This window comes from Thomasclavelia ramosa DSM 1402 (assembly GCF_014131695.1).
GTDB classification, from domain to species: Bacteria; Bacillota_I; Bacilli_A; order Erysipelotrichales; family Coprobacillaceae; genus Thomasclavelia; species Thomasclavelia ramosa.
This window is the reverse complement of the sequence record NZ_CP036346.1, coordinates 1,745,149-1,759,392: the sequence shown is the minus strand read 5'-3', so window position 1 is coordinate 1,759,392 and position 14,244 is coordinate 1,745,149. Positions and strand designations below refer to the sequence as shown.

Below are 14,244 nucleotides of genomic sequence, written 5' to 3'. Positions count from 1 at the left end.
AATGAAAAGAGCATTAGTTAGTGTTACTAATAAAGATGGTATCGTTGATTTTTGTAAAGGCCTAGTAGATTTAGGTTTTGAAATTGTTTCCACTGGGGGAACGATGGCTAAATTACAAGCAGAAAATGTACCATGTATTGCAATTGATGATGTAACCGGATTTCCTGAAATCTTAGATGGTCGAGTTAAAACTTTACATCCAAAAGTTCATGGTGGATTATTATTCCGTCGTGATCTTCAAGAACACGTTGACACAGTTAAAAAAATGGACATCCAACCAATTGATGTGGTTTGTGTTAATTTATATGAATTTGAAAAAGCGTTAAAAGCTGGTAAACCGATGGAAGATATGATTGAAAATATCGATATTGGGGGACCATCGATGATTCGTTCAGCAGCAAAGAATTTTAAAGATGTTTTAATCGTTACCGATCCTGCTGATTATGATAACGTCTTAACTGCAATCAAAGATAAAACTGATGATTTTGATTTTAGATTAAATCTTGCATATAAAGCATTTTCAACTACTGGCGCTTATGATGCGATGATTTCTCGTTATTTTGCAGGTGTTGTAGGGGATGATTTCCCAGATACTTTAAACATTTCCTTAAAGAAAACGGAACATTTGCGTTATGGTGAAAATTCTCAACAAAGAGCTAACGGCTATGTTGATCCATTTGTGCAAGAAACTTTATTGGATTATGAACAATTACACGGTAAAGAAATTTCTTTCAACAATGTTAATGATTTATATGGTGCTATTGCCGTAGTACGTGAATTTAAAGATCAAATTGTTACAGCTGCGATTAAACATTCAACTCCTTGTGGGGTAGCGATTGGCAAAGATGGTTATGATTCTTATATGAAAGCTTATGAGGCTGATCCTCAAAGTATTTTTGGCGGAATTGTAGCAGTAAATTATAAAATCGATAAAAAAACGGCTGAAGAAATGCATAAGATCTTCTTAGAAATCGTAGCTGCACCTGACTTTGATGATGATGCTTTAGAAGTATTGAAGAAAAAGAAAAATTTACGAATCTTAAAACTTAAAAATCTATATGCGCGTGAAGCTAAATATGATATTAAATATTTAGAGGGTAAAGTTTTAGTTCAAGATATCAATACTGAAATGATTAAAGAAATGAATTGTGTAACAACAGCCAAACCTACAGAAGCTCAACTTAAAGATATGGAATTTGGTATGCGGGTCGTTAAATTTGTAAAGTCAAATGCTATTTGTATCGTTAAAGATGGTGTTACATTGGCTGTTGGTGGTGGACAAACATCAAGAATCTGGGCTTTAGAAAATGCGATTATCAATAATAAAGATAAAGATTTTAAAGGTGCAGTTCTTGCTAGTGATGCCTTTTTCCCATTTAGCGATTGTGCTGAGGTAGCATATAAAGCTGGAATTGGAGCAATCGTCCAACCAGGGGGATCGGTTCGAGATCAAGATTCAATTGATTTCTGTAATGAGAAAGGTATCCCAATGGTATTTACTGGATACAGACATTTTAGACATTAATAGAAAGGCCTAGAATATATGAAAGTACTTGTAATTGGTAGTGGTGGTCGTGAACACGCCATTGCGTATAAATTGAATCAAAGCAGTAAGGTAGATAAAATCTATGCGATTCCAGGGAATCCGGGAATTGCTAAAATTGGTGAGTGTATTGATGGTAAGGTTGAAGATAATGAAATGATCGTTAATTTTGCTAAAGAACATCAAATTGATTTAACTGTTATAGGACCAGAGGTACCACTTTGTAATGGTCTAGCAAATGATTTAGAGGCAGCCGGGTTAATGGCTTTTGGACCAACTAAACATGCAGCTACATTGGAAGGTAGTAAAGCTTTTTCAAAAGACTTTATGATTAGACACAGTATTCCAACTGCTAAATATAAAGAAGTTAATAGTTATGATGAAGCCGTTAAAGCAATTAGCGAATTTGATTATCCGTTAGTTATTAAGGCTGATGGTTTAGCAGCAGGAAAAGGAGTCGTTATTGTTGACAACCATGAAGATGCTACTGTAACTTTAAAAGAAATGATGATTGACGGAAGTCTTGATGGAGCAGGAAGTAAAGTTGTTTTAGAAGAATTTTTAACCGGATTTGAATGTTCACTTCTTTGTTTTACAGATGGAGAAACAATTGTTCCAATGGTAAGTGCTAAAGATCATAAACAAATTTTTGATGGGAATAAGGGTCCTAATACTGGTGGTATGGGAACTGTTTCACCAAATCCATTTATGCCAGAAGGTATGGATGAGGTAATTAAAAGAGATATTCTTGATCCTTTTATGCAAGGATTAAAAGATGATAATATGGACTATCGCGGTGTTGTGTTTATTGGTTTAATGATTGAAGATGGTAAAGCGAAAGTATTAGAATTTAATGTTCGTTTTGGTGATCCTGAAACACAATCAATTATGCTTCGCTTAGATAGTGATCTATATGATATCATGGTTGGTTGTGCTACAAAAACTTTAAAAGATGTTGAAGTTAAATGGAATAATCAACACGTTGCTTGTTTAGTTCTTTCAAGTGGAGGATATCCAGGTAATTATCAAAAAGGAATTGAAATAGAGAATATTGATGACTGTGATGACTGTGTTGTTTTCCATGCGGGGACAGCAATCAAAGATGGAAAATTAGTTACTAATGGTGGTCGGGTCTTAAATATTTGTGCTACAGGAGTTTCATTAGATGAGGTTCGTGAAAAAGTTTATGCGGTAGCAAAAAAGATTGATTTTGAAGGCAAATATTACCGAAGTGATATCGGACTTAGATAGGGGGATGAAAATGAGTGATGTAAAGCGTATTTACGTTGAAAAAAGAACAGCGTATGCAACAGAAGCAAACGAAATTAAACATAATTTAATTGAACAATTAGGGTTAGAAATTGATACCTTAAGAATTATCAACCGTTATGATGTTCAAGGAGTTAGTGATGGCATTTTAAAACAAGGAATCAACACTATCTTGGCTGAACCAATGGTCGACGATGTTTATCAAGAAGAATTTCCTACTAATAATCAAGAAGTAGTTTTTGCAATCGAATTTTTACCTGGTCAATATGATCAAAGAGCAGATTCATGTGAACAATGCTTTGCTATTTTAACAGGGAATAGTAGTGCTAAAGTTAAATGTGCACGGGTATTTGCCATTACTTTTAAAGGCGATAAAGATGAAATTTTGACGAAGATTCAAAGCTTCTTGATTAATCCTGTTGATCAGCGTCTTGCTATTTTAGAAAAACCAGCTGATTTAAATGATGTTGCTCCAGAAATTAAACCGGTGCCTACAATTAATGGGTTTAATGAATTAGATAAAACCGGTCTTGAAAAGTTCTTAACTGACAATGGTATGGCTATGAACTATGAAGATTTAAAAGTAACTCAAGATTATTTTAAAAATGAAGAAAAAAGAGATCCTACTGAAGCTGAATTAAAAGTATTAGATACTTATTGGTCTGATCACTGCCGGCATACAACATTTGCAACAGTTATTACAGATTTAGATATTGAAAATGGAGCTTTTAAAGAGATCTTAGAAAAGGATATTGAGGATTATAAAACTAGTCGTCATTTAGTTTATGGTATTGATACAAAACGACCTTTAACATTGATGGATTTAGCCACAATCTCAATGAAAGAGTTACGTAAAACTGGTTATTTAGATGATTTGGAAGTATCTGAAGAAATTAATGCCTGCTCAGTTGAGATTACGGTACATACAACTGATGGTGATGAGCAATGGTTATTAATGTTTAAAAATGAAACACATAACCATCCAACTGAAATTGAGCCATTTGGTGGAGCTGCTACTTGTTTAGGCGGAGCAATCCGGGATCCGTTATCTGGTCGCGCTTATGTATATCAAAGTATGCGGATTACAGGGGCTGGAGATCCTCGTAAATCATTAGCAGAAACAATGGCTGGTAAGTTACCTCAACGTAAATTGTGTCAAGAATCTGCCCATGGTTTTTCCTCTTATGGTAACCAAATTGGGTTAACTACAGGTTATGTTCATGAAATTTATGATGACGGATATGTAGCTAAAAGAATGGAATTAGGAGCAGTTGTTGCAGCGGCACCAAAAGAACAAGTAAAACGTCTAGAACCTTTAAAAGATCATATAGTTTTATTGATTGGTGGTCGTACTGGACGTGATGGTATTGGAGGAGCGACAGGTTCTTCTAAATCTCACGATGTTAAATCAATTGAAACAGCTGGGGCTGAAGTTCAAAAAGGAAACCCGGTTGAAGAAAGAAAAATTCAACGTTTATTTAGAAATAAAGAAGTTAGTGAAAAAGTGGTTCGTTGTAATGACTTTGGAGCTGGTGGTGTTTGTGTTGCCGTTGGTGAATTAGCTCCAGGATTAGTAATCGATTTAGATGCAGTCTTGAAAAAATATGAAGGGTTAACAGGAACAGAGTTAGCTATTTCTGAATCACAAGAACGAATGGCTATTGTAATTGATGAAAAAGATGCGGATTTCATTAAAGCTGAGTGTGCTAAAGAAAACCTAGAAGTAGTTCAAGTTGCAGTGGTTACTGATCAAAACAGATTAGTAATGAAACATATGGGTGAAGATATTGTTAATATTTCTCGTGATTTTCTTGATGCTGCAGGCGCTAAACGTTATCAAGATGTTAAGATCACTTTACCAGATTTTGAAAAGACACCTTTTGATAAACAGTCACAAACTAGTTTTGTTGAAACTGTGAAAGAAACTTTATCAAAATTAAGTGTTGCTTCACAAAAAGGGTTAATTGAAAGATTTGACTCTTCAATTGGTAATGGAACAGTATTATCACCATTTGGTGGAATTAAATATCATACTGAAACTGAAGGAATGGCAGCATTGATTCCAGTGTTAGGAAAAGAGACAACAACAGCTTCAGTTATGACTTATGGTTATAATCCATTGATTTCAAAATGGTCACCATATCACGGAGCAATGTATGCAATTGTTGAATCGGTAGCGAAGATTGTGGCTATGGGTGGAAATTATCATACAATTAGATTTTCATTCCAAGAATACTTTGAGAAACTTCTAGACAACCCAATTACTTGGGGAAAACCAACGGCTGCTTTATTAGGGGCATACCGTGTTCAAAGTGCGTTAAAATTAGCTTCAATTGGTGGAAAAGACAGTATGTCAGGATCTTTTGAAGATTTACATGTACCACCAACTCTAGTTTCTTTTGCTATTACAAGTGGAGATGTTAATGATATCATGACACCTGAAATTAAAGAAACTGGTCATGTTTTAGCTGAAATTATTATTAATAAAGATCAATATCATATATTTGATTTTAATCATCTTCAAAAACAATACGATGCGATTATGGAATTAATGAAAGATAAGAAAATCTATAGTGCTTATACTGTTAAAGATGGTGGTGTTATTGAAGCCGTTAGTAAAATGGCTTTTGGTAATGGTGTTGGAGTAGCTTTTAATAATGAAAATAGTCTTGAAAGCTACATAGTGCGTGATTATGGTAATATTATTATTGAGGTTAAATCTGAAAAAGATTTAAGTATCTTTGATAATTATCGTATTGTTGGAACTACTAATGATAGTGAATTATTATCTTATGGTGGTGAAACAATTTCATTAGATGAAGCTTATGCAATTAATAAAGCGCCTCTAGAAAAAGTATATCCAACAAGAGAAAAAGCACCTACTAGTAAAATCAAAGTGGCAGCTTGTAAAACAAGAGCGGATCTTAAACCAAAAGTAACAGTAGAAACACCTCTAGTTGTTATTCCAGTATTCCCAGGAACTAACTGCGAATATGATTCAAAACGTGCTTTTGAAAAAGCGGGAGCTAAAGTTCAATTAGTTTTAATTAGAAATAAGACTGAACAAATGCTTAAAGATTCAATTGATGAATTAGAAGTTGCCATTAAACAAGCTAATATTGTAATGTTACCAGGTGGTTTTAGTGCTGGCGATGAACCTGAAGGTTCTGGTAAATTTATTGCCACAGTATTGAAGAATCCACGTTTAAAAGCAGCAATTACGGATTTATTAGATAATCGTGATGGTTTAATGATTGGAATTTGTAATGGATTCCAAGCATTAGTTAAATTAGGATTATTACCATATGGTAAAATTCAAGAAATGTCTAAAGATGATCCAACATTAACATTCAATACAATTGGTCGCCATGTTTCTCAGATGGTTGATACGCGTATTGGAAGTGTTAAATCACCATGGTTAAAATATGTCAATGTTGATGATATTCATACAATTCCAGTAAGTCACGGAGAAGGGCGTTTTGTAGCTCCTGAGGAAGTGATTGAAGAATTGTTTGAAAATGGACAAGTGTTCTCACAATATGTTGATCCTAATCGTAAGGTAACAATGCAAACACCATACAATCCTAATGGTTCAATGTATGCGATTGAAGGAATTGTTTCTCTAGATGGACGTGTTATTGGTAAGATGGGACATAGTGAGCGTCAAGGTGAAAACCGCTTTAAAAATGTTTATGGTGAAATGGACCAAAAATTATTTGAAGCTGGTGTAGATTATTTTAAAGGTGGAAAATAGAATGGAAAAACAAGAATTTGAATGTCTAACCCTGTGTCCATTAGATGGTCGCTATTCAGGTGTTAAAGATGCTTTAGGAGAATATTTCTCTGAATATGCATTAGTTAAATATAGAGTTTTCGTTGAGATTCAATGGCTAAAGTTCTTAATTGAAAATGTTGAAAGTGACGTTTTAGCTAAATTTGATTTACAAGATATGGATAAACTTACTACTATTTCAAGTGAGTTTAATTACGACTCTTTTGCTCGAATTAAAGAAATTGAAAATACAACACGCCATGATGTTAAAGCAGTGGAGTATTTTATTGATGAAAAAGTTGATGCTTTAGGATTTGGATATTTACAAAGCTTTGTTCACATTGGTTGTACATCTGAAGATATTAATAATACTTCATATGCTTGCATGCTAAAATATGGATTAAAAGATGTATGGTTACCAAAAGCTAAAGAATTTGCTGCTATCATTGATAAATGGGCTGAAGAACATAGTAATGATGCTATGTTGGCGCATACTCATGGACAACCTGCAACACCAACAACAATTGGTAAAGAATTTAAAGTTTATGCTTATCGTTTTTTGTCTAGTATTGAAAATGTTGAAGCAGTTAAAATCAAAGCTAAGTTCAATGGTGCAACAGGTAACTATAGTGCTATTTTAACGGCTTTCCCTAATGAAGATTGGCAAGTTTTAGCAAAAAAATTTGTTGAAGAGTACTTAGGTTTAACATTTAACCCATTGACTACTCAAATTGAAAGTCATGATTATACTTGTCATATTTTGGATGGTATTCGTCATTTCAATAATGTATTAGTCGATTTTGATGTTGATATGTGGCTGTATATTTCAATGGAATACTTTAAACAAATTCCAGTTAAAGGTGAAGTTGGAAGCAGTACTATGCCACATAAAGTAAATCCTATTCGCTTTGAAAACAGTGAAGCTAATATTGATATGTCTAATAATATCTGTATTGCTTTATCTAATAAACTTCCTAAGTCAAGAATGCAAAGAGACTTATCAGACTCTTCAAGCCAAAGAAATTTAGGTTTAGCATTTGGTTATTCTTTACAAGCCATCAATGAAACGATGAATGGGTTGGCTAAGTGTGTAGTTAATAAAGACAAACTAGCTAGTGACTTAAATGAAAAATGGGAAGTATTAGCAGAACCAATTCAAACAATGTTAAGAAAGTATGGAGTACCTGATGCTTATGATACTTTAAAAGCTTTAACAAGAGGTAAAAGTATTTCTAAAGAGGATATTCTAAAATTTGCTGAAAGTCTGGATATCTTATCAGATCAAGATCGTCAAACTTTAGTTGATATGACACCGGCTTCTTATATTGGTTTAGCTAAAGAACTTGCTAAAATCGAATTAAATAAATAGTAGAAAATGACTGGTTTCCAGTCATTTTTTCATTTTATGAAATAATCTACAATCTTTTTATAAACAATATATACTAAGTTATATAAAGATACGTCACGTTATAACGAAAGATGGAAAGGATGTAAATATGAATGTAAAATTAATAGCAGTAGATATGGATGGAACTTTTTTAACAAATAATAATGAATATGATCAAGAACGATTTACGAGGCAATACGAATTTATGAAGGAAAAGGGAATTCATTTTGTAGTTGCTAGTGGGAATCAATATTATCAACTAAGATCTTTTTTTCCAGATATTCATAACGAGTTAGCTTTCATTGCTGAAAACGGAGCTTATATCGTTGATCAAGGAAAAGATGTTTTTGTTGCAAAACTTGCAAAAGAGGATATTCAGACAGTTTTAAAGGTAGTTAATCAATATCCTGAAGTAGAAAAAATTGTCTGTGGTCGAAAAAGTGCTTATATTAGTAAATACATAGATGAAGATTTTTATAATACAATGAACTTTTACTATCATCGTCTTGCTAAAGTAGATAACTTTGATGATTTTGATGATACTATTTTTAAGATATATCTGCATTGTTCAAAAGATAATTTTGAAACGATTTTAACAGAATTGAAAGAGAAGATCGGACATATTATGACACCAGTTGATTGTGGACATTTTGGAATTGATTTGATTATCCCTGGGATTAATAAAGCACATGGAATTAACCTGTTAATGGAACGTTGGAAAATTAGTGATGCCGAAACAATGGCATTTGGGGATAGTGGTAATGATTTAGAGATGCTTGAGCAGGCTACATATGGTTTTGCCATGGCAAATGCAAAAGAAGCAATTAAGAAAATTGCGGATTACACAATTTCCTCTAATGAGGAACATGGTGTATTAGAGGTAGTTGACTGGTATATAAGTAAAAAAAAGATGTTTGAATAAAGAAGATGTAAAGATAAATTACTTCTTCTTTTTGTTTGTTTATTTTTCGTAAAAAATCCAATAATATATATGATTTATTTAATAATATGAGATGTATATGTTATTATTTTATATTAGATTATTGAGATTAAGGAGATTATTATAGATGAATAAAAGAGAAATAAATCAAAAATTAATCGTTAATTACAAAAATCATCTAATTGATGAAGAAAAAAGTTTAGCAACAATAACTAAATATATACGGGATATTGAAAAATTTTATCAATATGCGGATAAAAAGGAAGTTACCAAGGAATTAGTTAAATTATATAAAGAAGAATTAATGAAATCATATAAGCCTACTAGCATAAATAGTATGCTTGCAGCATTAAATCAGTTTTTTGAATATAATGGTTGGCTAGAATGTAAAATCAAAGAACTAAAAATTCAAAAAAGAGTTTTTTTAGAAGAAAGCAAAGAACTATCAAAAGATGAATATAAACGATTAGTTAATGCTGCCCGAAAGCAAAAAAACGAGCGTCTATATGTTTTACTGCAAGCAATTTGCTCAACTGGAATACGTGTTAGCGAACATCGATACATTACAGTCCAAGCACTTAAGGATGGGTATGCGCAAATATATAATAAAGGAAAAGTAAGAGAAATTTTTTTTAGTGATGATCTAAAAAGAATCTTATTAAAATATTGTCATAAAAATAAAATTGAAAATGGGGCAATATTTGTAACCAGAAGCGGAAGACCGTTAGATCGCAGTAATATTTGGAAAGCGATGAAAGATTTGTGTGATGATGCTAAGGTTGAGCGCAGTAAAGTTTATCCTCATAATTTACGTCATCTTTTTGCGGTTACTTACTATAATTTAAAAAAAGATATTGCACGTTTAGCAGATTTATTAGGACATTCAAGTATGGACACTACTCGTATTTATACAATGTCAAGTGGTCGTGAATTTAAAAGATATTTTGATCAGATGGATCTAGTATTTTCTAACCGAAAAAATAATTAAAATAAAAATCAAATACCACATAACACGTATTATGTGGTAACTACTATAAAAATAACACTGCAAAACACTTAAAATTAAAATTGAGTTCTTTAAGTGTGAATAAATTTTAAAATATTAAAAAATATATTTTAGAAAAAGAAATAATTGTCCGAGATTCCATAAAAATGCTGTTAATAATATTTCAAATTCCTTGTTAAAATTAACTTAATGATGTAAAATGATATTCAGAGAATATTTTGTTAATCAATACCACATAATACGTGTTATGTGGTAAATAATATATATTTAATAAGATATTGAGGGGTACAGAAGTGGAAAAAGAAGAGTTATTAGGTCAATTAAGAAATATTACAAATTGTATGATTATTTCTGATTTAAGGTATGTTGGTAAAGATGTATTGTATTCTGCAATTCTGTCTTTAAATGTTGATGATTATAGTATGAAAGAATGGCATGATGCAATTATATATTTAACTGGAAATGATGTAGATAAATCAATTGGTAAAGCTGCTGCAAAAGAATACCTATGTGACTATTATCGTCATAATTAAAAAACATTGGAGTATCTTCCAATGTTTTTTATAGTAAATTAATATTGTGTTTAGTACATTCATCAATCATTTCTTGTGGCCAAATACTTGCCTGAACTTCTCCAACATGAACTTTTTTCAATAATAACATACATAGTCTTGATTGCCCGATTCCACCACCAATTGTGTATGGTAATTCTTTGTTAACGATTTGACTATGATAAGGGAGTTTAAGACGATCTAAACAATTTTCAGCTTTTAATTGTTTTACAAGTGTATCTTCATCGACTCTAATTCCCATTGAAGAAATTTCTAATGCACATTGTAATGGTTCAAACCAGAATAAAATATCCCCATTTAAATTCCAATCATCATAGTCAGGAGCCCGACCATCATGTTTAATTCCACTTTTTAATTTACAGCCTACGCCCATTACAAAAACACATCCTAATTCTTTACAAATCGCTGTTTCTCTTTCGTTAGGAGTTAAATCGGGGTAACGATCTTCTAATTCTTGAGATGTAAAGAAATGAATTTTATCAGGAAGGCGGTTTACAGCATGTGGATATTTATACCATACCTCATGTTCCATATGTTTGATTACTTTAAAAATCTTTTTAACATGACGTTTTAAAGTTTCTTCAGTACGTTCTTCTTTAGCAATCACTTTTTCCCAATCCCATTGATCTACGTAATAAGAATGTAAATTATCAACTTCTTCATCTTTTCTAATGGCGTTCATATTTGTATATAAACCTTCATGCATTTTAAAACCGTATTTTTTAAGTGCCATTCTTTTCCATTTAGCTAGTGAATGAACTACTTCAATTTGTTCTCCAGGTATTTCATTAATAGTAAATGAGACAGGTGATTCGAAACCATTTAAGTTATCATTTAAACCACTACTTTTTTGAACGAATAGCGGAGCAGATATTCTTGATAAATGTAGAGCGCGTCCAATCTCTTTTTGGAAAGTATCACGAATATATTTAATTGCTTCCTGGGTTTGACGAAGATCCAAAACTGGATCGTAGTTTTCAGGTATAATTAAGTTCATTGTAATTATTAATCTCCTTTTAATTATTTTCTACATTGTAACATGTATAAATACATGTATACAACTATAAAATCGAGTAATTTTTATAAACGTTTATTGTAAAAAGTAAAAAAAGACGATAAGATTATAATTACAATAGAAGGAGGCATAAAAATGGCACTTGATGAAATAAAATATCAGACATATGTACAAATCTTAAAAGAGGAATTAGTACCGGCGATGGGGTGTACAGAGCCAATTGCTCTTTCTTATTGTGCTAGTAAGGCCCGTGATATTTTAGGAACTACTCCAACACGCTGTCTAGTTGAAATAAGTGGTAATATTATAAAAAATGTTAAGAGTGTAATTGTACCTAATACAAACGGATTAAAAGGGATTGAAGCAGCAGTAGCAGCAGGGATAATTGCTGGCAATGCGAACAAGGTATTGGAAGTAATTGCTGATGTAAAAAAAGATCAAATCAAGGAAATAAAAGATTATTTAGAGCATAATTGTATTATAGTAAGACCATTAGAAACGGAGCATATCTTAGATATTAAAATTACTTTATTTGATGATGATAATTATGCCATGGTCAGAATTGTTGATCAACACACTAATATTATATCAATTGAAAAAAATCATAGAGTTTTATTCTCTAAAGAAAATAAAATTTGTAATAATGAAATGGTAATTGATCGTTGTAGCCTAAACGTTAAGGATATTTTGGAATTTGCCAATATTGTTGATCTAAATGATGTCAAAGAGATTATTTCAAGACAAATTGCTTATAATAGTGCCATTGCAAAAGAAGGATTAACTAATAATTATGGCGCCAATATTGGTAGTGTTTTATTAAATTCAGGACAGGATATTATTACTCGTGCAAAGGCATTTGCCGCTGCAGGAAGTGATGCACGAATGTCAGGGTGTGAATTGCCAGTTGTTATTAACTCTGGAAGCGGCAATCAAGGAATGACCGTTTCTTTACCAATCATTGAATATGCAAAAGAGCTAAATGTTAATGATGAGAAGTTATACCGTGCTTTAGTACTAGGAAATTTGATTGCGATTCATCAAAAAAATGGAATTGGTCGTTTATCTGCTTATTGTGGGGCTGTTAGTGCCGGATGTGCAGCTGGATGTGGAATTGCTTATTTATATGGTGCTGATTATGAATGCATTGCTCACACAATTGTAAATTCACTAGCAATAACTTCAGGAATTATTTGTGATGGTGCAAAATCTTCTTGTGCGGCAAAAATTGCAGCTAGTGTGGATGCTGGTATTCTTGGATATAAGATGTATTTAGATGGTCAAGAATTCAAAGACGGTGATGGAATCGTTGTTAAAGGTGTAGAGAATACGATTCGTAATGTTGCTCGTCTTGGTAAAGAAGGAATGAAAGAAACAGATAAAGAAATAATTAAGATCATGACAAACTGCTAACTTTTTATTTTATTAGTATGCTATGAAGTGTTTATTATTTTATAGAATGAGTTAAAATTATAATCATGTGGTATAAAATGAAAATATTGGAGAAATAGTATATTTATGATGACAGAGAAAAATCATCTCAAAACAACTGACTGATTAATTGAGGATTAGTGATAAAATAATTTCAAAATGGGAATGTGGAATTTCCTAAACAAAAGGATATTAAGGAATAACCTGTATTTACCTGCTTGCAAATGAATATAGGTATAAGAGAAATGTTGTAAATGTATTTTTATTATTCTATAATGAAACAAAAAGCAGGTGGGGAAATGGATATTAGAGTTTTAAATTATTTTTTAATGGTTGCAAGAGAAGAAAATATAACAAGAGCTTCACAACTTCTTCATATCACACAGCCTACGCTTTCAAGGCAGCTTATGCAGCTAGAGGAAGAATTGGGTGTCAAATTGTTTCAAAGGAGTAATCATAGTATATACTTAACAAATGACGGCTTATTATTTCGCCGTAGAGCACAGGAAATCGTGAATTTGGCAGATAAGGCACAGGCGGAATTAAAACAAGATACTGATGTATTATCAGGAAACATTGCAATTGGCTGTGGAGAAATGAGAAGTGCACAAGAAATCGCAAAACTTATCACTGATTTTCAAAACATATACCCTTTCGTACAATTTGAGTTATATAGCGGAAACAACGAAAATATTAAGGAACGTATGGAACAAGGTACTTTAGACTTGGGCTTGTTATTAGAACCAATGAATGTCGTAAAGTATGATTTTATCCGTATGAGGACAAAAGAACAATGGGGCGTTCTCATTCATAAAGATAATCCCCTTTCTAAGAAACAGGTAATCTACCCTGGTGAATTAGTAGGCACAAAGGTTATAACAATACACCTTGATACGCCAGTTCATCATGAGTTGGCAAGTTGGTCAGGGGATTTTGCGAAAGAAATGGAATCATGTGCAAATTATAATCTATTGTATAATGCTGTAATTGTTGCCAAAGAGAAAAAAGGAGCAGTTATCTGTGTGAAGTTAGATAATTATTATGATGACATGAAGTTTATTCCTTTTGAACCTAAACTTGAATTAACTTCTGTACTTGCATGGAAAGACCGTCAATCATATTCTAAGGCAACAAATACCTTTATCAGTTTTATAAAAGACCGCTATAAACATAATTAAAATAGAAATTCAATATTTGTATTTCTGTTAATCCAACATAAGCATTAGACATATCAATGAATGAACTTTAAAATATAGGTGTAACAAGATAACCCGCTATCTTGGTGCACCTATTTTCTTTGAAAGGGGTGGAA

At 32.1% G+C, this 14,244-nt stretch carries 10 protein-coding genes; 9 read left to right on the top strand and 1 reads right to left on the bottom strand.

Annotated elements, in window-relative coordinates:
* The first annotated feature begins 1 nt into the window (after position 1).
* The 7 genes from purH (at position 2) to EYR00_RS08310 (ending at position 10,450) form a co-directional block, all read left to right on the top strand.
* Positions 2-1,525 (top strand): bifunctional phosphoribosylaminoimidazolecarboxamide formyltransferase/IMP cyclohydrolase, encoded by a 1,524-nt coding sequence (purH, locus tag EYR00_RS08340; protein ID WP_003537602.1) that lies wholly within the window; start codon positions 2-4, stop codon positions 1,523-1,525.
* Between the two features lie 18 nt (positions 1,526-1,543).
* Positions 1,544-2,794: a phosphoribosylamine--glycine ligase gene (gene purD / locus EYR00_RS08335; protein WP_003537603.1), complete on the top strand. Its 1,251-nt coding sequence runs from the start codon at positions 1,544-1,546 to the stop codon at positions 2,792-2,794.
* A 10-nt stretch (positions 2,795-2,804) separates the two neighbouring features.
* On the top strand, positions 2,805-6,566 hold the full coding sequence (locus EYR00_RS08330) for a phosphoribosylformylglycinamidine synthase (protein WP_040434297.1): 3,762 nt from the start codon (positions 2,805-2,807) through the stop codon (positions 6,564-6,566).
* Between the two features lies 1 nt (position 6,567).
* Positions 6,568-7,953, top strand: coding sequence for an adenylosuccinate lyase (purB, locus tag EYR00_RS08325; RefSeq protein WP_008791642.1), 1,386 nt, complete (start codon positions 6,568-6,570; stop codon positions 7,951-7,953).
* Positions 7,954-8,080: 127 nt separating this feature from the next.
* The gene (locus tag EYR00_RS08320; protein ID WP_003537606.1) at positions 8,081-8,893 is read left to right on the top strand and encodes a Cof-type HAD-IIB family hydrolase; all 813 of its coding nucleotides are present in this window, start codon (positions 8,081-8,083) and stop codon (positions 8,891-8,893) included.
* Between the two features lie 145 nt (positions 8,894-9,038).
* Positions 9,039-9,899 (top strand): tyrosine-type recombinase/integrase, encoded by an 861-nt coding sequence (locus tag EYR00_RS08315; protein WP_003537607.1) that lies wholly within the window; start codon positions 9,039-9,041, stop codon positions 9,897-9,899.
* A gap of 311 nt (positions 9,900-10,210) precedes the next feature.
* Positions 10,211-10,450: a hypothetical protein gene (locus EYR00_RS08310; RefSeq protein WP_008791643.1), complete on the top strand. Its 240-nt coding sequence runs from the start codon at positions 10,211-10,213 to the stop codon at positions 10,448-10,450.
* A gap of 28 nt (positions 10,451-10,478) precedes the next feature.
* Here EYR00_RS08310 and asnA read toward each other — a convergent pair whose 3' ends face one another.
* Entirely contained in the window at positions 10,479-11,486 is a 1,008-nt protein-coding gene (asnA, locus tag EYR00_RS08305) for an aspartate--ammonia ligase (protein WP_003537610.1), read from the bottom strand.
* A 153-nt stretch (positions 11,487-11,639) separates the two neighbouring features.
* Between asnA and EYR00_RS08300 the strand changes: the two genes are divergently transcribed.
* Both EYR00_RS08300 and EYR00_RS08295 read left to right on the top strand, forming a co-directional pair.
* Entirely contained in the window at positions 11,640-12,914 is a 1,275-nt protein-coding gene (locus EYR00_RS08300) for an L-cysteine desulfidase family protein (RefSeq protein WP_003537612.1), read from the top strand.
* A gap of 317 nt (positions 12,915-13,231) precedes the next feature.
* A complete protein-coding gene (locus EYR00_RS08295) occupies positions 13,232-14,110 on the top strand; it encodes a LysR family transcriptional regulator (protein WP_040434319.1) in 879 nt (292 codons plus the stop codon).
* Positions 14,111-14,244 lie beyond the last annotated feature (134 nt).

Bases quoted from the DNA above. Each gene is read 5' to 3' on its own strand.
- purH (WP_003537602.1), top strand. From the start codon at position 2: ATGAAAAGAGCATTAGTTAGTGTTACTAATAAAGATGGTATCGTTGAT.
- purD (WP_003537603.1), top strand. From the start codon at position 1,544: ATGAAAGTACTTGTAATTGGTAGTGGTGGTCGTGAACACGCCATTGCG.
- EYR00_RS08330 (WP_040434297.1), top strand. From the start codon at position 2,805: ATGAGTGATGTAAAGCGTATTTACGTTGAAAAAAGAACAGCGTATGCA.
- purB (WP_008791642.1), top strand. From the start codon at position 6,568: ATGGAAAAACAAGAATTTGAATGTCTAACCCTGTGTCCATTAGATGGT.
- EYR00_RS08320 (WP_003537606.1), top strand. From the start codon at position 8,081: ATGAATGTAAAATTAATAGCAGTAGATATGGATGGAACTTTTTTAACA.
- EYR00_RS08315 (WP_003537607.1), top strand. From the start codon at position 9,039: ATGAATAAAAGAGAAATAAATCAAAAATTAATCGTTAATTACAAAAAT.
- EYR00_RS08295 (WP_040434319.1), top strand. From the start codon at position 13,232: ATGGATATTAGAGTTTTAAATTATTTTTTAATGGTTGCAAGAGAAGAA.
- EYR00_RS08300 (WP_003537612.1), top strand. From the start codon at position 11,640: ATGGCACTTGATGAAATAAAATATCAGACATATGTACAAATCTTAAAA.
- asnA (WP_003537610.1), bottom strand. From the start codon at position 11,486: ATGAACTTAATTATACCTGAAAACTACGATCCAGTTTTGGATCTTCGT.